Annotated in this window: 18 protein-coding genes; 15 read left to right on the top strand and 3 right to left on the bottom strand. The window is 56.9% G+C overall.

Annotated elements, in window-relative coordinates; all coding sequences use genetic code 11:
- Nucleotides 1-18: 18 nt before the first annotated feature.
- The 3 genes from NOM67_RS20170 to NOM67_RS20180 all read right to left on the bottom strand — a co-directional run bounded on the left by NOM67_RS20170 (nucleotide 19) and on the right by NOM67_RS20180 (nucleotide 4,652).
- Nucleotides 19-783 (bottom strand): ATP-binding cassette domain-containing protein, encoded by a 765-nt coding sequence (locus NOM67_RS20170; protein WP_113740549.1) that lies wholly within the window; start codon nucleotides 781-783, stop codon nucleotides 19-21.
- A gap of 46 nt (nucleotides 784-829) precedes the next feature.
- Entirely contained in the window at nucleotides 830-2,476 is a 1,647-nt protein-coding gene (locus NOM67_RS20175; RefSeq protein ID WP_255939708.1) for a multidrug ABC transporter permease/ATP-binding protein, read from the bottom strand.
- Between the two features lie 79 nt (nucleotides 2,477-2,555).
- Nucleotides 2,556-4,652: a TonB-dependent siderophore receptor gene (locus NOM67_RS20180; RefSeq protein WP_156854561.1), complete on the bottom strand. Its 2,097-nt coding sequence runs from the start codon at nucleotides 4,650-4,652 to the stop codon at nucleotides 2,556-2,558.
- A gap of 394 nt (nucleotides 4,653-5,046) precedes the next feature.
- Between NOM67_RS20180 and mioC the strand changes: the two genes are divergently transcribed.
- The 15 genes from mioC (at nucleotide 5,047) to glmU (ending at nucleotide 18,840) form a co-directional block, all read left to right on the top strand.
- Nucleotides 5,047-5,496 carry an FMN-binding protein MioC gene (gene mioC, locus NOM67_RS20185; protein ID WP_156854563.1) on the top strand — a complete coding sequence of 150 codons (450 nt, stop codon included), beginning with the start codon at nucleotides 5,047-5,049 and terminating at the stop codon, nucleotides 5,494-5,496.
- Nucleotides 5,497-6,004: 508 nt separating this feature from the next.
- Nucleotides 6,005-7,894: a tRNA uridine-5-carboxymethylaminomethyl(34) synthesis enzyme MnmG gene (gene mnmG, locus NOM67_RS20190; protein WP_255939713.1), complete on the top strand. Its 1,890-nt coding sequence runs from the start codon at nucleotides 6,005-6,007 to the stop codon at nucleotides 7,892-7,894.
- A 21-nt stretch (nucleotides 7,895-7,915) separates the two neighbouring features.
- A complete protein-coding gene (gene rsmG, locus NOM67_RS20195) occupies nucleotides 7,916-8,542 on the top strand; it encodes a 16S rRNA (guanine(527)-N(7))-methyltransferase RsmG (RefSeq protein WP_033115246.1) in 627 nt (208 codons plus the stop codon).
- Between the two features lie 26 nt (nucleotides 8,543-8,568).
- Nucleotides 8,569-9,372, top strand: coding sequence for a ParA family protein (locus NOM67_RS20200; RefSeq protein ID WP_033115245.1), 804 nt, complete (start codon nucleotides 8,569-8,571; stop codon nucleotides 9,370-9,372).
- A complete protein-coding gene (locus tag NOM67_RS20205; RefSeq protein WP_255939719.1) occupies nucleotides 9,369-10,277 on the top strand; it encodes a ParB/RepB/Spo0J family partition protein in 909 nt (302 codons plus the stop codon). The genes NOM67_RS20200 and NOM67_RS20205 overlap by 4 nt, the downstream gene beginning before the upstream one ends.
- A 190-nt stretch (nucleotides 10,278-10,467) precedes the next feature.
- Nucleotides 10,468-10,878: an ATP synthase subunit I gene (locus NOM67_RS20210; RefSeq protein ID WP_033115243.1), complete on the top strand. Its 411-nt coding sequence runs from the start codon at nucleotides 10,468-10,470 to the stop codon at nucleotides 10,876-10,878.
- Between the two features lie 8 nt (nucleotides 10,879-10,886).
- Nucleotides 10,887-11,666: a F0F1 ATP synthase subunit A gene (gene atpB, locus NOM67_RS20215; protein WP_033115242.1), complete on the top strand. Its 780-nt coding sequence runs from the start codon at nucleotides 10,887-10,889 to the stop codon at nucleotides 11,664-11,666.
- Nucleotides 11,667-11,727: 61 nt separating this feature from the next.
- Nucleotides 11,728-11,970 carry a F0F1 ATP synthase subunit C gene (gene atpE, locus NOM67_RS20220; protein ID WP_005307205.1) on the top strand — a complete coding sequence of 81 codons (243 nt, stop codon included), beginning with the start codon at nucleotides 11,728-11,730 and terminating at the stop codon, nucleotides 11,968-11,970.
- Nucleotides 11,971-12,025: 55 nt separating this feature from the next.
- The gene (gene atpF, locus NOM67_RS20225) at nucleotides 12,026-12,496 is read left to right on the top strand and encodes a F0F1 ATP synthase subunit B (protein WP_005342350.1); all 471 of its coding nucleotides are present in this window, start codon (nucleotides 12,026-12,028) and stop codon (nucleotides 12,494-12,496) included.
- A 13-nt stretch (nucleotides 12,497-12,509) separates the two neighbouring features.
- Entirely contained in the window at nucleotides 12,510-13,043 is a 534-nt protein-coding gene (atpH, locus tag NOM67_RS20230; protein ID WP_033115241.1) for a F0F1 ATP synthase subunit delta, read from the top strand.
- 15 nt (nucleotides 13,044-13,058) lie between these two features.
- Nucleotides 13,059-14,600, top strand: coding sequence for a F0F1 ATP synthase subunit alpha (gene atpA / locus NOM67_RS20235; protein WP_042031086.1), 1,542 nt, complete (start codon nucleotides 13,059-13,061; stop codon nucleotides 14,598-14,600).
- A gap of 42 nt (nucleotides 14,601-14,642) precedes the next feature.
- On the top strand, nucleotides 14,643-15,509 hold the full coding sequence (atpG, locus tag NOM67_RS20240; RefSeq protein WP_041210471.1) for a F0F1 ATP synthase subunit gamma: 867 nt from the start codon (nucleotides 14,643-14,645) through the stop codon (nucleotides 15,507-15,509).
- A gap of 33 nt (nucleotides 15,510-15,542) precedes the next feature.
- Nucleotides 15,543-16,931, top strand: coding sequence for a F0F1 ATP synthase subunit beta (gene atpD, locus NOM67_RS20245; RefSeq protein ID WP_026455856.1), 1,389 nt, complete (start codon nucleotides 15,543-15,545; stop codon nucleotides 16,929-16,931).
- Nucleotides 16,932-16,949: 18 nt separating this feature from the next.
- The gene (locus NOM67_RS20250) at nucleotides 16,950-17,378 is read left to right on the top strand and encodes a F0F1 ATP synthase subunit epsilon (RefSeq protein WP_033115239.1); all 429 of its coding nucleotides are present in this window, start codon (nucleotides 16,950-16,952) and stop codon (nucleotides 17,376-17,378) included.
- 94 nt (nucleotides 17,379-17,472) lie between these two features.
- Nucleotides 17,473-18,840 carry a bifunctional UDP-N-acetylglucosamine diphosphorylase/glucosamine-1-phosphate N-acetyltransferase GlmU gene (gene glmU / locus NOM67_RS20255; RefSeq protein WP_069555138.1) on the top strand — a complete coding sequence of 456 codons (1,368 nt, stop codon included), beginning with the start codon at nucleotides 17,473-17,475 and terminating at the stop codon, nucleotides 18,838-18,840.
- The last annotated feature ends 5 nt before the right edge of the window (nucleotides 18,841-18,845 follow it).

The following is an 18,845-nucleotide window of genomic DNA, read 5'->3' on the forward strand; positions in this document are numbered from 1 at the left end:
TTCAAGAGAGCCCCCCGGTCAGACGATGGCGATGGGATGAGCATGAGCCGGGTGGCGAATGACCTCCATCGGAATGCCATAGATAGCGTGCAGGGTCTCGCTGGTCATGAGCCCCTCAGGTTCGCCGTGGGTAAGCAGGCGGCCGGAGTGGAGCGCCACCAGCCGATCACAGAAGCGGGAGGCCATATTGATGTCATGAATGACGATGATGACCCCAAGGTTTAGCTGACGGCTCAACTGCTTGACGAGCGTCAGCACCTCCACCTGATGGGCCACATCCAGCGCGGCCAGCGGCTCGTCCAGCAGGATGAAGCGGCTCTCCTGGGCCAGCAGCATCGCCAGCCAGACCCGGCCCCGCTCGCCGCCGGAGAGGGTATCCACCAGCCGATCGGCAAAGCGTTCGGTATGGGTAAGGGCGATGGCCCGCTCGACCTGACGGTGATCCTCCGCCCCCATCCGGCCCAGCAGGCCGCGCCAGGGGTAGCGGCCCATCTCCACCAGCTCCCGCCCGAGCAGATTCTCGGCGCTCGGCAAATGCTGGGGCAGATAGGCCACCTGACGGGCAAACTCCCGATTGCCCCAGTCGGGCAGCGGCTTGCCATCGAACAGGATCTCGCCGTCGCTGAGAGGTTGCTGGCGTGCCAGCAGCTTGAGCAGGGTCGATTTACCCGACCCATTGTGGCCGATGAGGCCATAGACCTGTCCCTGCTCGAAACGCAGGTCGGTGGGGTGCAGCAGCGTGCGGTCATTGACCGTGAAGCTGGCTGATTTCATCTCAAACATAAGCAATTCCTGTGCTGGCTTGCCGCCAGTCTCATCGGTGCCGGCATCAAGCTGGCACCTCGCAATCCAGATGGGCGATCGCATCACGGCTCACTTCGGCGCGGCGTGCCCCGGTCAGTTCGGTGAGCTGGCCCTGACGCATCTCCAGCAGGCGATCGGCCAGCGGGAAATAGTGATCATCGTGACTGATGGCAATTACCGTCTTGCCCATCTCCTTGAGGCGAGGCAGCAGCACCTGATAGAAGATGCGGCGGAACTGGGGATCCTGATCCGCAGCCCACTCGTCAAACAGCATAACTTCGCGCTGCTCGGCCAGCGCCAGTAGCAGGGCGACCCGCTTGCGCTGCCCTTGGGAGAGATCGATATCGGCGATAAAGCCATCCTCGATGGTGAGCTTGCTGCCCATCTGCAACCGCCCCAGCCACTCGGCCACCAGCTCATCTTTGGGTTCCGGCCCCAGCAGGTGCTGGAACAGGTGATAGTCGGTGAAGATGGCGGAGAAGAGCGCCAGATAGCCGTTGCGATCAGAGACCGGCTCACCATCCAGCAGGATCCGGCCCGATACCGGCTGGTAAAGGCCGGTCAGCAGCATGGCCAGCGTCGATTTGCCGGATCCATTGCCACCGATGATGAAGATCTGCTCCCCCTTTTCGATGAGCAGATCGATGGGGCCAACGGCAAAGCCGCCCTCCCCCTGATAGTGAAAGCTCACCTGCTCCAGCTCGATACGCTGCCAGGAGCGAATGGCGGGCGGCAGCGGGAAGTCCGCATCCGGCTCGGCCAGATTGAGCGCGGCGATCTTGTCGAACGCCACCTGAGCGGCAAGCAGGGTCGGCAGGGCGCCAATCCCCTGCAACAGAGGGGTGCGCAGGAACAGCAGGGTCAGGGCGAAGGTGGCGGCCACATTGGTGTTGGCCCAGCCAAGGCCGTTGGCCAGAAAGAAGACCAGACCGATCGCCCCCAGCATCATGATATTCGACCAGTTCACCGCGCTCAGGTGATAGGTGTCGGCGCGAATGATCTGCTGGCGATAGTCACGGGCATTTTGCTCATAGAGCTGGTGATAGACGAAGTGAGCCCGCTCGCGGTTGAGCGCCAGCTCCTTGCTGCCGGCGATGATGGCCTGATAGTTCTGATAGAGCCGATCTTCGGCCTGACGCATGTGGGAGAGATGGCGATAAACACGGTTCACCAGCAACCAGCCCACCACCATGGTGACGGTGACCCAGAGCGCGGTCACCCCGAGCAGGGCCGGAGAGAGCCAGCCAAGATAGAGGGCTGAACCCAGCGTGAGCACCAGCCCCTGCACCAACTCTGGCAGGCGTACGAAGGCAATGGTGATCTGGCCGATATCGCTGGAGAGGGAGGCCAGCAGCGGCCCCTGACCAATCTGGCGGATGCGGGCGACATCGCTATCCAGCAGTTGCTTGAGCAGACGGCCTCGCAACCGGTAGACAAAATGGTGACCGAGAGTGGTCAGGGCCAGCTGAGATCCGAGCGTGATCACCAGCAGCAACACAATCAGGCCGACCAGCTGACCGAGGATCGGCAGCGGATCACCTATAGATTCGATAAGAGACTGATTGATAAAAGCAATGACGCCAATCCCGCTGACGGCACTGAGCAGACTGAGCAGGGTAATGGCGATAAAAGGCCAACGATATTGGCGATAAACCAGAGACAAGAGTTCCATAACGGACCGGTATTCCAGAGAGATCAGAACAACTGCGGGTGAAAAGAAGGGCGGGAATCCGGTTCCCGCCCGACTTCCATTACCAGCGGTAGTTGATGCTGCCCACTACGCTGCGCGGCTCGCCGTAGTAGCAGTAGTAGTCACAACTGGCCACGTAGGTTTCACCCAGCAGGTTGTTGACGTTGAGCTGGGCACGCCAGTTCTTGGCAAAGTCATACCCGATCATCGCATCCAACACGGTATGGGCCGGCACCTCGGCAGAGCCGTAGATGGGGGTGTAGTCCGCATTCACGGCGCCAATACCCACGCTGGAACCGATATAACGCACACCGGTACCCAGCTCCAGACCCGAAGCCACCCCTTGCTGCACCTTGTAGTTGCCCCAGAAGGAGGCCAGGTGGCGCGGGATCAGGCTGGCACGGCGATCGCCACTGCCGGTGTCGTTGGTTTTGGCATCTGTATAGGTATAAGCAGCGGTCAGACGCAGCGCATCTGTCACCTGCACGCTCCCTTCCAGCTCAACCCCCTGAGAGGTCACTTCACCCGCCTGGGTCTGCTGGCCGGAACCGGTAGAGACCAGCGAGTTGGTCTGGGCCAGATCGAACAGCGCCAGATTGATGTAACCGTCGAGGAAGGCAGGCACATACTTCACGCCGGTCTCGTAGAGCTTGCCCTTGAGCGGCTTGTAGGAGTTTCGGGTGTTAGGATCGATCCCCGGCAGCACCTCGAACGACTCGGCATAGGCAAAGTAGGGAGAGAGGCCGTTGTCAGCCAGATACATCAGGCTGCCCGAGAGGGAGAGCTCGTGATCGTACTGGCGCTCGTCCTTGCTGGTATTGATGTTGTGGGTCTCCACATAGTCGAAACGACCACCGCCAGTCAGCAACCAGCGATCATCCCAGCGGATCTGGTGCTGGGCATAGAGGCCGCTCTGGCCCTTGCTGCTCTTCTGATGAGTGGCGGTCGACTCATCAAAACCGGGGAAGCCGCTGTAATCCGGGTTCATGGTATTGATTGAGCCCATACCGTAGTTGTCGGCCTCGACCCCTTCATTGACGTGACGCTGCAGATCTACCCCCAGCAGCAAGGTCTGCTCGGTGCTGTCGGTGTTCCAGTAGCCCACCATCTGGTTATCCATGGTGGCACTCTTGGTATTGCCATCACGGTAAACCAGGCCACGACTGGCAGTTGTGCCTTCATAGGTCGGGAAGATATAGGTCTGGCGCAGCAGCAGATCGTTGTAGTTGAAGCGGACGTTCTGCTTGAACTCCCAGGTCTGGTTGAGCTGGTGGGCCAGCTCATAACCGGTGGAGATCTGGGTATTGCGGTTGCGATCGTAATCCGGTTGGCTCAGGTTGGTGGATGGATCAATCTGGCCACCTGACGTATTCAGGGTGCCATAGACCGGGAAGAAGCCGTTGGTCGGGACCCCTTCGTCGTGCAGGAAGCTGGCCAGCAGGGTCAGGCTGGTACGATCCGAAAGATCGAAGGTGACGCTCGGTGCCAGATAAACCCGATCGTTGTAGGTGCCGGTGAGCACACCATCACGCTCTTTATAAAGAGCAACCATGCGGTAACGGCTGTTGTCGGAGAGCGCGTCAGAGACGTCCACCCCGACTTGGCGATGATCCCGGCTGCCAAGCTGCAGATCCACCTGCCCTTGCGGCGTGGCGGTCGGCCGCTTGCTGATGGCATTGATCACCCCGCCCGGAGGCGCCTCACCGTAAAGGATCGAGGCTGGCCCCTTCAGCACTTCCACACTCTCCAGACCAAACGGTTCCGGTGTCCAGACGTAATAGCCGGTGCCAAACAAGCGGTTGCCATCCAGATAAGAGGCGGCATCGAAGCCACGCACCTTGAACCAGTCAGTGTTGTTGTCTGAGCCATAGAGCCCGGTCAATACGCCGGAACGGTAGCGAATCGCTTCATCCAGCTGCAACACGGCGTGCTGATCCAGCTCCTCGCGATTAACCACGGAGACGGCGCGAGGTGTCTCGGCCATCGGCACTTCCACCTTCATAGCCGTACCTGTCACCACCATGGTTTCGCTGGCTTTGGGCAGCTCAGCGGTGGTTTGTTCTGCCATCAGCGGCAGGGAGACGAGCAAACCGGAGAGCGAAAGCACGCCGAAGGCGCCCTTCTTGCCGGGTCCTGTAGTGTATTTTTGCGCAATCATATTAAAGTCTCGTTTATCAATGAGTTATGTTGTTTTAATTGTTGTTTGTGGTCGTTTGTCACGACATCACCCTGTTCCATGGGCGAATAAAGCAGCGCAATCCTACTACAGGAGCTGTGATCGAATCGATTCAATAATTGCTAATCATTTGCATCTGCATTGTTATCTATCTGCATCGTTGGCAAAATTTCGCGGGGAGTGGGAGTCATCAGGAGAGCCATGAGCGGAGAAGAAAATGAAGAGGAATATAAAGAAGCTGAAAAATGATCGGCGGGATGGATCCGGCGGCATTATCTGACTGGATCCATTATCCCCAAGCTTTATCCATATTTATCCACATCCTTTGGAGTTAGAATCCGGCTTCGCCTCTTTTCTCTGAATCAGGATCCATTCCATGGCAAAACTCAATATCGTCGTCGGTTCCATGCTGGGGGCCGCCGAATATGTCGCCGATCATGTGGCCAATCTGCTGGAACAGGCGGGTCACCAGACCCGGATCCACAACCCAGCGTCGCTGACCGAGGTACTGGATGAGCCCGGATCCATCCTGCTGGTGGTCACTTCCACCCATGGTGCCGGGGATGTGCCCGACAACCTGCAGCCCTTCGCCAAGGATCTTGCCGAGCAGCATCCGGATCTTAACTCACTGAAATATGGAGTGATCGCCCTTGGTGACAGCAGTTATGACACCTTCTGTCAGGGCGGCAAGACAGTGGATCTGCTGCTGGCCGAGTGTGGTGCCAGCCGGATCGGCCAACGGCTCGACATCGATGTAACCCGTTACGAGATACCGGAAGATGCCGCAGAAGCCTGGATCCATAACTGGATGACCATGATCGCCTGATCACTCACGGGAGATCCGCAATAAAAGTGCGATCTCCCGACTTATCCCCAGATCGGCTATCCACCAGGTTATTAACCGCTGGATCTTGCCAAGTTGTTCTACACGGTTACCCACAGCAATCCATATAAATGTGCATAACTACAGGTTTAACCTCTGTAAAACCTATAGTTATCCTATGAATGAGATCTTGTGCAGGTTTGCACTGTGCATAAAAGTCAGGGTTGTCCCACGGTTCAAGGAGCCAGGATCCAAGCTTTTCCACAAGCTGGGATCGCCTTTAACTGAATGATCTTTATGATCAAAAAGTGCTTATCAACAGATCTGGCTGATCCTAATAAAAGATCCAGTAAAAGATCGATCTAAAGATCCTTAAGATCTATTTAGTGGATCCTCTCTTCATACTGAACGTTAAGTAGACGTTCCCCTTAGGGCGTGAAACAGATAGAATGTTCCGCCTTTTAGCCCAGGCAAATACAGATCTTCAGGCGTGCAGATCAAGGTGATCCCAATGCAATACCATGAACAATTTGATGTGATCGTCGTCGGTGGCGGTCATGCCGGAACCGAAGCAGCAACAGCGGCAGCTCGTATGGGCATGAATACCCTGTTGCTGACCCACAATATCGATACGCTGGGGCATATGTCCTGCAACCCGGCGATCGGCGGGATCGGCAAGGGACACCTGGTCAAGGAAGTTGACGCTCTCGGCGGGATCATGGCGCGTGCCATCGATCTTGGCGGGATCCAGTTCCGCACTCTCAACTCATCCAAAGGGCCGGCAGTACGCGCTACCCGCGCCCAGGCGGATCGCCTGCTTTACAAGGCTGTCGTGCGCCAGATGCTGGAGAACTACCCCAACCTGAAGATCTTCCAGCAAGCCTGTGACGATCTCATCATGGACGGGGATCGTGTTGCCGGTGTGGTGACCCAGAGCGGGATCCGCATTAGCGGCAAGACTGTGGTGCTGACCGTAGGCACCTTCCTGAATGGTTTGATCCATATCGGGATGGAGAACTACAAGGGCGGCCGTGCCGGAGATCCTCCCTCGATCGCCCTCGCCCAGCGCCTGCGCGAACTGCCGCTACGCATCGATCGCCTCAAGACCGGCACTCCGCCCCGCATCGATGCCCGCAGCGTCGATTTCTCCGTAATGCAGGAGCAGCACGGTGACGATCCGCGTCCGGTATTCTCTTTCATCGGTGATGCCAGCCAGCATCCCCGTCAGGTGCCTTGCTACGTTACTCATACCAACGAGCGCACCCACGATGTGATCCGCAATAACCTGGATCGCAGCCCCATGTACGCCGGGGTGATCGAAGGGATTGGCCCGCGCTACTGCCCGTCGATCGAGGACAAGATCACCCGCTTTGCCGACAAGACTGCACACCAGATCTTCGTCGAGCCGGAAGGCCTGACCACCCATGAGCTTTACCCGAACGGGATCTCCACCAGCTTGCCGTTTGACGTGCAGGTGCAGATCGTTCGCTCCGTGCGTGGCTTCGAGAATGCCCACATCACCCGCCCGGGTTATGCCATCGAGTACGATTTCTTCGATCCGCGGGATCTCAAGGCCAACATGGAGAGCAAGTGCATTCCAAACCTGTTCTTCGCTGGCCAGATCAACGGGACGACCGGTTACGAAGAGGCGGCGGCACAAGGCCTGATGGCTGGTCTGAACGCGGCCCTGCGTGCGCAGGACAAGGATCCCTGGCATCCACGTCGGGATCAGGCCTACATGGGCGTGATGATGGACGATCTCTCCACCCTGGGTACCCGCGAGCCCTATCGCATGTTCACCAGTCGTGCCGAATATCGCCTGCTGCTGCGTGAAGACAACGCCGATATCCGCCTGACCACCATCGGTCGCGAGCTGGGTCTGGTGGATGACGAGCGCTGGAGCAAGTTCAACGCCAAGATGGAACAGGTTGAGCTGGAGCGTCAGCGCATGCGCTCGACCTGGATCCACCCGCAGCATCCATCACTGGAGGCGGTCAACGCCCTGGTCAATACCCCGCTGACCCGCGAACAGAGCCTGGAAGAGCTGCTGCGCCGTCCGGAAGTGACCTACGATGCCCTGATGACCATCGACGGGATCGGCCCTGCTGTGGCGGATCCTGCCGCTGCCGAGCAGGTGGAAATCCAGATCAAGTACGCCGGTTACATCGATCGTCAGCAGGACGAAGTTGAGAAGCAGCTGCGCAACGAGAACACCCTGTTGCCGCTGGATCTCGACTATCGCGATGTGAATGGCCTCTCCAACGAGGTGAAAGCCAAGCTCAACGATGCCAAACCGCAGACCATCGGTCAGGCTTCCCGCATCTCCGGCATCACCCCGGCGGCCATCTCCATTCTGCTGGTGCACCTGAAAAAACACGGCCTGCTGCGTAAAACCGCCTGAGGATTCTTACCGTTGGAAAATATGCTGGAAAGATTGAACGGCCTGCTCATGCAGGCCGGAATTGTTATCACCGATACCCAAAAGAGCCAACTGGTGCAGCTGGTCGAGTTGCTGCACAAGTGGAACAAGGCTTACAATCTCACCTCTGTTCGTGATCCGGACGCCATGCTGGTCAAGCATATCCTCGACAGTCTGGTGGTAAGCCCCCACTTGCACGGGGAGCGCTTCATCGATGTGGGGACCGGTCCCGGCTTGCCTGGACTGCCGCTGGCCATCATCAACCCGGACAAGCAGTTCGTTCTGCTGGACAGTCTGGGCAAACGGATCAACTTCATCCGCCAGGTCATTCTGGAGCTGGGGTTGACCAATGTGACGCCGATCAAATCCCGGGTGGAAGAGTATCAACCCGAAGTCGGGTTTGATGGTGTACTCAGCAGAGCGTTCGCTTCGCTGGAGGACATGCTGAGCTGGTGTCACCACCTGCCGTCAGAACAGGGCAGCTTCCTCGCGCTCAAGGGACAATATCCCGCAGAGGAACTGGCCCAGTTGCCTGCCAATATCCGTCTGGTAGCCTGTCATGAGTTGCGGGTGCCGGAGCTGGAAGGCGAACGTCATCTGCTGGAATTCAAACATATCCAGCCCGAATAGGGTCGCAGTTTCATTTAGGGGATAGTGTGGGAAAAGTCATTGCCATAGCCAACCAGAAGGGTGGAGTGGGTAAAACCACCACCTGTGTGAACCTGGCCGCCTCCATGGCCGCCACCCGGCGCAAGGTGCTGGTGATCGATCTGGATCCGCAGGGCAATGCCACCATGGGCAGCGGTGTCGACAAGTACGAAGTCGAGCGCACCGCCTATGAGCTGCTGATCGAAGATGCCCCCATCAGCGAGGTGATCATCCCCGAAACTTCCGGTGGCTATCACCTGATCGCCGCCAACGCCGACGTGACCGCGGCCGAAATCCGCCTGATGGAGTTTTTCGCCCGCGAGATCCGCCTGCGCAATGCGCTGGCCTCGGTACGGGACAAGTACGACTACGTCTTCATCGACTGTCCCCCTTCCCTCAACATGCTGACCGTGAATGCCATGGCCGCCGCCGACTCCGTGCTGGTGCCCATGCAGTGCGAATACTATGCGCTGGAGGGGCTCACCGCCCTGGTCGATACCATCAGCAAGCTGGCCGCCGTGGTCAATCCCGATCTCAAGATCGAAGGGGTGCTGCGTACCATGTACGATCACCGCAACCGGCTGGCCAATGATGTGTCCGATCAGCTAAAACAGCACTTTGGCGACAAGGTCTACCGCACCATCATTCCCCGCAACGTCAGACTGGCGGAGGCGCCGAGCTTCGGTGCGCCAGCCATGCACTATGACAAATCATCGGTGGGCGCCAAGGCCTACCTGGCTCTGGCTGGCGAGATCCTGCGCCGCCAGGAGCAGGAACGTCAGGCGACCATCGCAGACCGAGAGAGCGTATGACTCCGAAAAAACGTGGACTGGGCAAGGGGCTGGATGCTCTGCTCAGTACCAGCACGGCTGCCCGCCAGAAACAGGTGATGAGCGATCAACGTACCGAGCAGGCCATGGCCCCCACCAATCAGGGTGAGCTGCGCAAGCTGCCGGTCGAGTGGCTGCACTCGGGCAAGTACCAGCCGCGCAAGGACATGTCGCAGGATGCGCTGGAAGAGCTGGCCAACTCCATCCGTGCTCAGGGGGTGATCCAGCCCATCGTGGTACGTCCGGTCGCCGAACACTCTTTTGAAATCATCGCTGGCGAGCGGCGCTGGCGCGCGTCCCAGCTGGCACAGCTTGAAGTGGTGCCCTGCATCGTCAAGGATGTTCCTGACGAAGCTGCGGTGGCCATCGCGCTGATTGAGAACATCCAGCGCGAAGATCTCAACGCCATCGAAGAGGCGGTCGCCCTGCAGCGACTGCTGACCGAATTTGAACTCACCCACCAGCAGGTGGCCGAGGCGGTGGGCAAGTCCCGCACCACTGTGACCAACCTGTTGCGTCTCAACCAGCTCAACGATGACGTGAAGCGTTTCGTCGAGCATGGCGATCTCGACATGGGCCATGCCCGTGCCCTGCTGGCCCTGAGTGGCCAGGCCCAGTCCGAACTGGCCAAGCTGGTTGCCCAGAAAGGGCTGACTGTGCGTGATACCGAAAAGCTGGTGCAAAAGGCGCTGGAGCCGGCAAAAGCCAGGGTCGAACCGGCCCGCGATCCGCAGATCGGTTACCTGGAGCGTCAGCTGGCTGAAAAAATTGGCAATCAGGTACAACTTCAGCCTGGCAAGCGGGATAGCGGAAAGTTAGTAATTAGTTACGAGAACTTGTCCGATTTGGACCGCATATTGGGCTATTTTGGCGTGTCGGAATCGTGATTTTTACGCTTTTTGTAGTAATAAAACATCCATTCCTTTTGATATGGGCATAACCCTGATTTTGCGCTGAAAGCCGCAAAAATTAAGGATTTTTGTCATATTGCAATAGTGGCCCTCAAGGGTATAATTTGACCGGCTTTTAGAGCTGTTAACATGGGGTCTTCGGATCCCGATTTTTTACAGTTCTGTAATGTTCAGGGGTAGGTTGGTGAAGCAGAAAATAGCCTTGGAAGGTTTGACACTGGCCTTGGTTATGCTCGTTTGTCAGCTGGTCCTGATCCTGGCGATGAGTGCCGTCTGGTATTACCTGACTGGTGCCAGCGCCGGTTATTCCGCCCTTTACGGAGGGGGGATGTACTGGGTTCCTCAGGCCTTGTTCACTCTCTGGGTACTGCGCCGCAAGGTAACGGCCGAGAGTGTGGGTCTGGTTCTGCGGGACTTTTATGGTGGGGCAGGGATTAAGCTCATTACTACAACAGGTCTATTCGCCCTGATGTTTGGTGCGGGAGTCGAGGTCGTTACCGTCTCGTTTTTCGCCACTTATATCCTCGCCCTCGTTGTACAGTGGATAGTCTCATTCACGCTTAACAACCACTATTAGGAAAACTCATGTCTGCAACCGGAGAAGTCCTGACTCCTCAGGGATATATCTCCCACCACCTGACCCACCTGCAAGTCGGGTCCGGGTTCTGGACGGTCAATATCGACTCAATGGTATTTTCCGTCGTGCTAGGCGCCCTGTTTATCCTGTTGTTCCGCAAAGTAGCCGTCAACGCTACCAGCGGGGTGCCGGGTAAGCTGCAGTGCTTTGTGGAGATGCTGGTCGAGTTTGTGAATGGTAACGTCAAAGACATCTTTCACGGTCGCAACAAGGTCATCGCACCTTTGGGGCTGACGGTGTTTGTCTGGATCTTCCTGATGAACCTGATGGATCTGATCCCTGTTGACTTTATCCCTCACGCTGCACAATTGATGGGTATTCCCTATCTGCGTGTGGTTCCCTCCGCTGACGTTAACATCACCATGTCCATGGCTTTGGGCGTGTTCTTCTTGATCCTGTACTACAGCATCAAGGTCAAGGGTATCGGCGGGTTTGTGAAGGAGCTGACTCTTCAGCCTTTCAATCACCCGGCTGCCATCCCGGTTAACCTCATCCTGGAAACTGTTACGCTGGTATCCAAACCGGTCTCTCTGGGTCTTCGACTGTTCGGCAACATGTATGCTGGCGAACTGATCTTTATCCTGATTGCGGGTTTGCTACCCTGGTGGTCACAGTGGATTCTGTCCGTGCCTTGGGCAATTTTCCACATCCTGATCATCACTTTGCAGGCATTCATCTTCATGGTTCTGACCATCGTCTATCTGTCGATGGCGCAGGAAGACCATTGATGATGCGACTCAAATAATCCTTTTTATACAATCAATTACATCTAAATAAATGGAGATCCTCATGGAAAACTTGAACATGGACCTGCTGTACATCGCTGCTGCAATGATGATGGGTCTGGCTGCTATCGGCGCTTCCATCGGTATCGGTATTCTGGGTGGTAAATTCCTGGAAGGTGCTGCTCGTCAACCTGACCTGATCCCTGTTCTGCGTACCCAGTTCTTCATCGTAATGGGTCTGGTCGATGCGATCCCGATGATCGCCGTTGGTCTGGGTCTGTACGTGATGTTTGCGGTTGCTGGCTAAGTCGTTACGACATCTCCAGGCATAACCCATTAACTAACTAAAGAGGACATCGGCTGTGAATATCAACGCCACCCTCCTCGGCCAAGCAATTGCTTTTTTCTTCTTCGTAGTGTTTTGCATGAAGTACGTATGGCCGCCGTTGATTGCTGCCATCGAAGCCCGTCAGAAAGCTATTGCTGATGGTCTCTCTTCTGCTGAGCGTGCCAAGAAAGATCTGGATTTGGCCAAGGCCAACGCCGTCGATCAGCTGAAAGAAGCCAAGCTCCAGGCTGCTGAAATCATTGAACAGGCCAACAAACGCAAGGCCCAGATCATTGATGAGGCAACTGTCGGAGCCCAGTCTGAGCGGGAAAAAATCCTGGCTCAAGGCCGTGCCGAGATTGAAGCTGAACGTCATCGTGCCAAAGAAGAACTGCGCAAGCAGGTTGCTGCTCTTGCCATTGCTGGTGCAGAGAAGATCCTGGCGCGCCAAATCGACCAGGCTGCCAACAGCGACATCGTCGACAAACTGGTAGCAGAACTGTAACGGGAACGGGGCTATGTCTGAACTGACTACAATCGCTCGCCCCTACGCCAAGGCTGCTTTCGAGTTTGCCGTTGAGCACAAGGCGGTTGATCAGTGGCTGGGGATGCTCAGCTTCGCTGCGGAAGTAGCGAAGAACGAGACCATCCACTCCCTGGTAAACGGCTCTGTGGCTGCCGAAGAGCTGGCAAAACTGTTTGTCAGCATCTGCGGTGAGCAACTCGACGAGCATGGCCAGAACCTGATCCGGGTAATGGCTGAGAATGGTCGCTTGGGTGTGCTGCCGGCGGTCGTTGCCGAATTTGTGGTGTTCAAGGCTGAACTGGATAAAGAAGTTCAGGCTGACGTGACATCGGCGATTGCACTGACCGACCAGCAGAAAGCCAATATTCAGGCTTCTCTGGAACAACGTCTCGCGCGCAAAGTGAAGCTGAATTGCAGCATCGATGCGTCCTTGATGGCCGGGGTGCTCATCAAGGCCGGTGATCTGGTTATCGACGGAACTGTCCGCGGTAAGCTGGATCGCATGGCTGACGCGCTGCAATCTTGATTGGGGTATTAGAGCATGCAACTGAATTCCACTGAAATCGCCGAGCTGATCAAGCAGCGCATTGCGCAGTTTGATGTAAAGAGCGAAGCGCGTAACGAAGGTACCATCGTCTCTGTAAGCGACGGTATCATTCGTGTCCACGGCCTGGCCGATGCCATGCAGGGTGAGATGATCGAGCTGCCGGGCAACCGCTACGCTCTGGCATTGAACCTGGAGCGTGACTCCGTTGGTGCCGTAGTAATGGGTCCCTATGCCGATCTGGCCGAAGGGATGAAAGTAAAAGGTACTGGCCGCATTCTGGAAGTGCCGGTTGGTCGTGGTCTGTTGGGCCGGGTGGTCAACACCCTGGGTCAGCCTATCGACGGTAAAGGTCCGGTCGAGCACGATGGCTTCTCCCCGGTAGAAGTGATTGCCCCGGGCGTTATCGAGCGTAAGTCTGTTGACCAGCCTGTCCAGACCGGTCTGAAAGCCATCGACGCCATGATCCCTATCGGTCGTGGCCAGCGTGAGCTGATCATCGGTGACCGCCAGGTAGGTAAAACTGCCATCGCGATCGACACCATCATCAACCAGAAAGACTCCGGCATTAAGTGTGTCTACGTTGCGATTGGCCAGAAGGCCTCCACCATCGCCAACGTGGTGCGCAAGCTGGAAGAGCACGGTGCTCTGGCCAACACCATCGTGGTGGTTGCCTCTGCTTCCGAAGCTGCTGCCCTGCAGTATCTGGCTCCGTACTCCGGTTGCTCCATGGGTGAGTACTTCCGTGACCGCGGTGAAGATGCCCTGATCATTTATGATGACCTGTCCAAGCAGGCCGTTGCATATCGTCAGATCTCCCTGCTGCTGCGCCGTCCGCCAGGACGTGAAGCATTCCCGGGCGACGTATTCTATCTGCACTCCCGTCTGCTGGAGCGTGCTGCTCGCGTCAACGACGAGTACGTAGAGAAGTTCACCAAGGGTGAAGTGAAGGGCAAAACCGGTTCTCTGACCGCGCTGCCGATCATCGAAACCCAGGCTGGTGACGTATCCGCGTTCGTTCCGACCAACGTGATCTCCATCACCGATGGTCAGATCTTCCTGACTTCCCAGTCTTTCAACGCAGGTATTCGTCCTGCGGTTGATCCGGGTATCTCCGTATCCCGTGTGGGTGGTGCCGCCCAGACCAAGATCGTCAAGAAGCTGTCCGGTGGTATCCGTACCGCGCTGGCTCAGTACCGCGAACTTGCTGCGTTTGCCCAGTTCTCTTCCGACCTGGACGATGCGACTCGCAAGCAGCTGGACCACGGTCAGAAAGTGACCGAGCTGATGAAGCAGAAGCAGTACTCTCCGATGAGCGTTGCTCACCAGTCTCTGGTGCTGTTCGCCGCGGAAAAAGGCTATCTCTCCGATGTCGAGCTGAACAAGATCCTCGATTTCGAAGCCGCTCTGCTCTCTTTCGCCGATACCCAGCATGCCGAGCTGATGGCTGAAATCAATGCCAAGGCTGACTACAACGACGCGATCGTTGGCAAGCTGACTGCGTTGCTGGACAACTTCAAGGCAACCCAGACCTGGTAAGCGTGTGTGGCAGCGCAAGCTGCCACCTGATGGAGAGAAGAGATGGCCGGCGCAAAAGAGATACGTAACAAGATCGGGAGTGTGAAAAACACTCAGAAGATCACCAGCGCTATGGAAATGGTGGCAGCAAGCAAGATGCGCCGTGCGCAGGATCGCATGTCTGCCAGCCGTCCGTACGCTGAAACCATGCGCAAGGTGATCGGCCATATCGCTCAGGGGAACCTGGAATACAAGCACCCCTACCTCATCGAACGTGAGGTCAAGCGAGTGGGTTACATCGTCGTCTCCACCGACCGTGGCCTGTGTGGTGGTCTGAACATCAACCTGTTCAAGGCTGCCCTCAATGATATGAAGCAATGGAGCGCGAAAGGTGCCAAGGTTGACTTGGCTCTGATCGGCAACAAAGCCTCCAACTTCTTTGAACGGCACGGCGCCAAGGTGAAAGCTCATGTCGCAGGACTGGGCGATAACCCGAGCGTCAATGACCTGATTGGTTCAGTCAAGGTCATGCTGAAGGCTTACGACAACGGTGAGATTGACAAGCTGTATCTGGTGTACAACAAGTTCGTCAACACCATGGTGCAGCAACCACGGGTCGATCAACTGCTGCCTTTGCCCGTAACTGAAGACAGCAAGCTCGCCAAGAAACACCACTGGGATTACCTCTATGAGCCGGATCCCAAGAAGCTGCTGGATACCCTGCTGGTTCGCTATGTCGAATCTCAGGTTTACCAGGGTGTAGTGGAAAACTTGGCCAGTGAACAGGCAGCCCGAATGGTTGCCATGCAAGCCGCGACTGACAACGCCGGTAACCTGATTAACGATCTGCAACTGGTATACAACAAGGCCCGTCAGGCCAGTATTACCCAGGAGCTGACAGAGATCGTATCCGGTGCTGCTGCGGTGTAAGGCAAGGGTTATCAAAGGTTTAGAGGATTTGACATGAGTAACGGTTTCATCGTCCAAATCATCGGCGCTGTAGTGGACATCGAGTTCCCGCAGAATGCCGTGCCCCAGGTGTACGATGCACTGAAGGTCGTTAGCGAAGGTCAAGGCCAGGGTCTGGTGCTGGAAGTTCAGCAACAGATCGGTGGCGGCGTCGTTCGTTGCATCACCATGGGTTCCTCCGACGGTCTGCGTCGTGGGTTGGAAGTAATGAATAGCGGTAAATCCATCCAGGTTCCGGTCGGTACTGCGACTCTGGGTCGGATCATGAACGTACTGGGCGAGCCAATCGACGAGAAAGGCCCGATCGGTGAAGAAGAGAGCTGGTCAATCCACCGTGAAGCCCCCAGCTACGAAGATCAGTCCAACAGCACCGAGCTGCTGGAGACCGGCATCAAGGTTATCGACCTGGTATGTCCGTTCGCCAAGGGTGGTAAAGTGGGTCTGTTCGGTGGTGCCGGTGTAGGCAAAACCGTAAACATGATGGAGCTGATCCGTAACATCGCGATCGAGCACAGCGGTTACTCCGTGTTCGCCGGTGTAGGTGAGCGTACCCGTGAGGGTAACGACTTCTACCACGAGATGATGGAGTCCAACGTACTGGACAAAGTATCTCTGGTTTACGGTCAGATGAACGAGCCGCCTGGAAACCGTCTGCGCGTAGCGCTGACCGGCCTGACCATGGCCGAGAAGTTCCGTGACGAAGGTCGTGACGTGCTGTTCTTCGTGGACAACATCTACCGTTACACCCTGGCCGGTACTGAAGTATCCGCACTGCTGGGCCGTATGCCTTCCGCAGTAGGTTACCAGCCGACTCTGGCCGAGGAGATGGGTGTTCTGCAAGAACGTATCACCTCCACCAAGACCGGTTCCATCACCTCCGTACAGGCCGTTTACGTTCCTGCGGATGACTTGACTGACCCGTCTCCGGCGACCACCTTCGCCCACCTGGATGCGACCGTCGTACTGTCCCGTCAGATCGCGGCACTGGGTATCTACCCGGCCGTTGACCCGCTGGACTCTACTTCTCGTCAGCTGGATCCGCTGGTAGTTGGCAAAGAGCACTACGAGACCGCTCGTGGCGTTCAGACCGTACTGCAGCGCTACAAAGAGCTGAAGGACATCATCGCCATCCTGGGTATGGATGAACTGTCAGAAGAAGACAAACTGACCGTAGCCCGTGCCCGTAAGATCGAGCGTTTCCTGTCCCAGCCGTTCTTCGTAGCAGAAGTGTTTACCGGTTCTCCGGGTAAATACGTGCCGCTGAAAGAGACCATCCGTGGTTTCCAGGGCATCCTGAAAGGCGAGTATGACGATCTGCCCGAGCAGGCGTTCTACATGGTTGGCGGTATCGACGAAGTCGTCGAGAAATCCAAGAAACTGTAAGCCTCTACTGGAGGGCCCATGGCTGAGATGATCTCCTTTCACCTGGACGTGGTGAGCGCCGAAGGAAAACTGTTTTCCGGTCGCGTGCAATCCGCTCAGGTATCAGGCTCCGAAGGTGAGTTGGGTCTCCGCCACGGTCATGCTCCGTTGCTGACTGCCATCAAGCCGGGCCTGGTCCGCTTGGTGAAGCAGAATGGAACTGAAGAGGTGCTGTACATCTCCGGCGGTATGCTGGAAGTACAACCCGAAGCCGTGACCGTGCTGGCGGACACCGCGATTCGTGCCGACGACTTGGATGAGGCGAAAGCCCAGGAAGCCAAGCGCGCAGCCGAAGAGCGGATCCACAGCTCCCATGGCGATATGGACTACGCCCAGGCCGCTACCGAGCTGGCCAAGGCGATGGCTCAACTGCGAGTCATCGATATCGTCAAAAAGAATTACCGCTAATAACGGTGATGTAAAAAGCGACCTTCGGGTCGCTTTTTTTTTGCCCGTTGGATAGACTCCGCCGAGTATTTCCTCATGTTCCAAAGGTCAATTTATGTCCCTCAACGTCGTGATCCTGGCTGCGGGTAAAGGCACCCGCATGCGCTCTTCCCTGCCCAAGGTACTGCACCCGGTTGCCAACAAACCCATGGTCTCCCATGTGATCGATACCGCCCGTCAGGTCGGCGCCGAGCAGTTGCATCTGGTTTATGGCCACGGTGCCGAGCTGCTGAAAGAGCGGATCGTGGCGGCTGATGTCAACTGGGTGCTGCAAGCCCAGCAGCTGGGAACCGGTCACGCTGTCGCCCAGGCCATCCCGTTCTGGAAGGATGAGGACGACGTGCTGGTGCTGTACGGCGACACTCCGCTGATCCAGCCCGAGACCCTGCAGCGCTTGCTCGCCGCCAAAGCGGAAAACGGGATGGCACTGCTGACCGTGGTGCTGGACAACCCCACCGGCTATGGCCGTATCGTCCGTGAAAATGGTCAGGTGGTCGGCATCGTCGAGCAGAAAGATGCCAATGCCGAGCAGCTGGCGATCCGTGAGGTAAACACCGGCGTGCTGGTGGCCAATGGGGGCCAGTTGCGTCAATGGTTGTCTCGTCTCGACAACAAAAACGCTCAGGGCGAGTTCTATCTGACCGATGTGATCGCGATGGCTCACGGCGATAATTGCCCGATTGCCGCCGTTCATCCGGAGCGCGCCGCTGAAGTGGAAGGGGCTAATAATCGGGTTCAATTGGCCCAACTTGAGCGCAGCTATCAGCAGATGCAGGCCGAGAAGTTGATGATTGCAGGTGCAACCATGATCGACCCCGCACGCTTTGATTTGCGTGGGGTTTTGGAAATTGGTGAAGAGGTCGTTATTGATGCAAACGTCATCATTGAGGGCAAGGTGACTCTCGGCAATCACGTTCGTATAGGAGCCGGTTGCGTACTGAAAGATTGCGTCATTGGCGATCACACCGAGGTGAAACCCTACTCGGTTATCGAAGGTGCACAGGTGGCAGATCAGTGCTCAGTGGGCCCGTTTACCCGCTTGCGTCCGGGGGCGGTTCTGGAGCAGGATGCGCACGTTGGCAACTTCGTCGAGATGAAGAAGGCCCGCCTTGGGGTTGGTTCCAAGTGCGGTCATCTGACCTATCTGGGGGATGCAGAGATCGGTGCCGGGGTGAATATCGGTGCCGGTACCATCACCTGCAATTACGACGGGGTCAACAAATTCCAGACCATCATCGAGGACGATGTGTTCGTCGGTTCTGATACCCAACTGGTAGCGCCTGTTCGCATCGGCAAGGGGGCCACCCTGGGTGCCGGCTCTACTATTACCAAGGACGTGGGTGAAAATGAACTCGTGATAACCCGGGTACCCCAGCGTCACATCAAGAACTGGGCTCGTCCGGTCAAGAAAACTGATAAGTGATATCA

It is taken from the genome of Aeromonas sp. SG16, from assembly GCF_024436135.1.
In the GTDB taxonomy this organism is placed as follows: Bacteria; Pseudomonadota; Gammaproteobacteria; order Enterobacterales; family Aeromonadaceae; genus Aeromonas; species Aeromonas jandaei.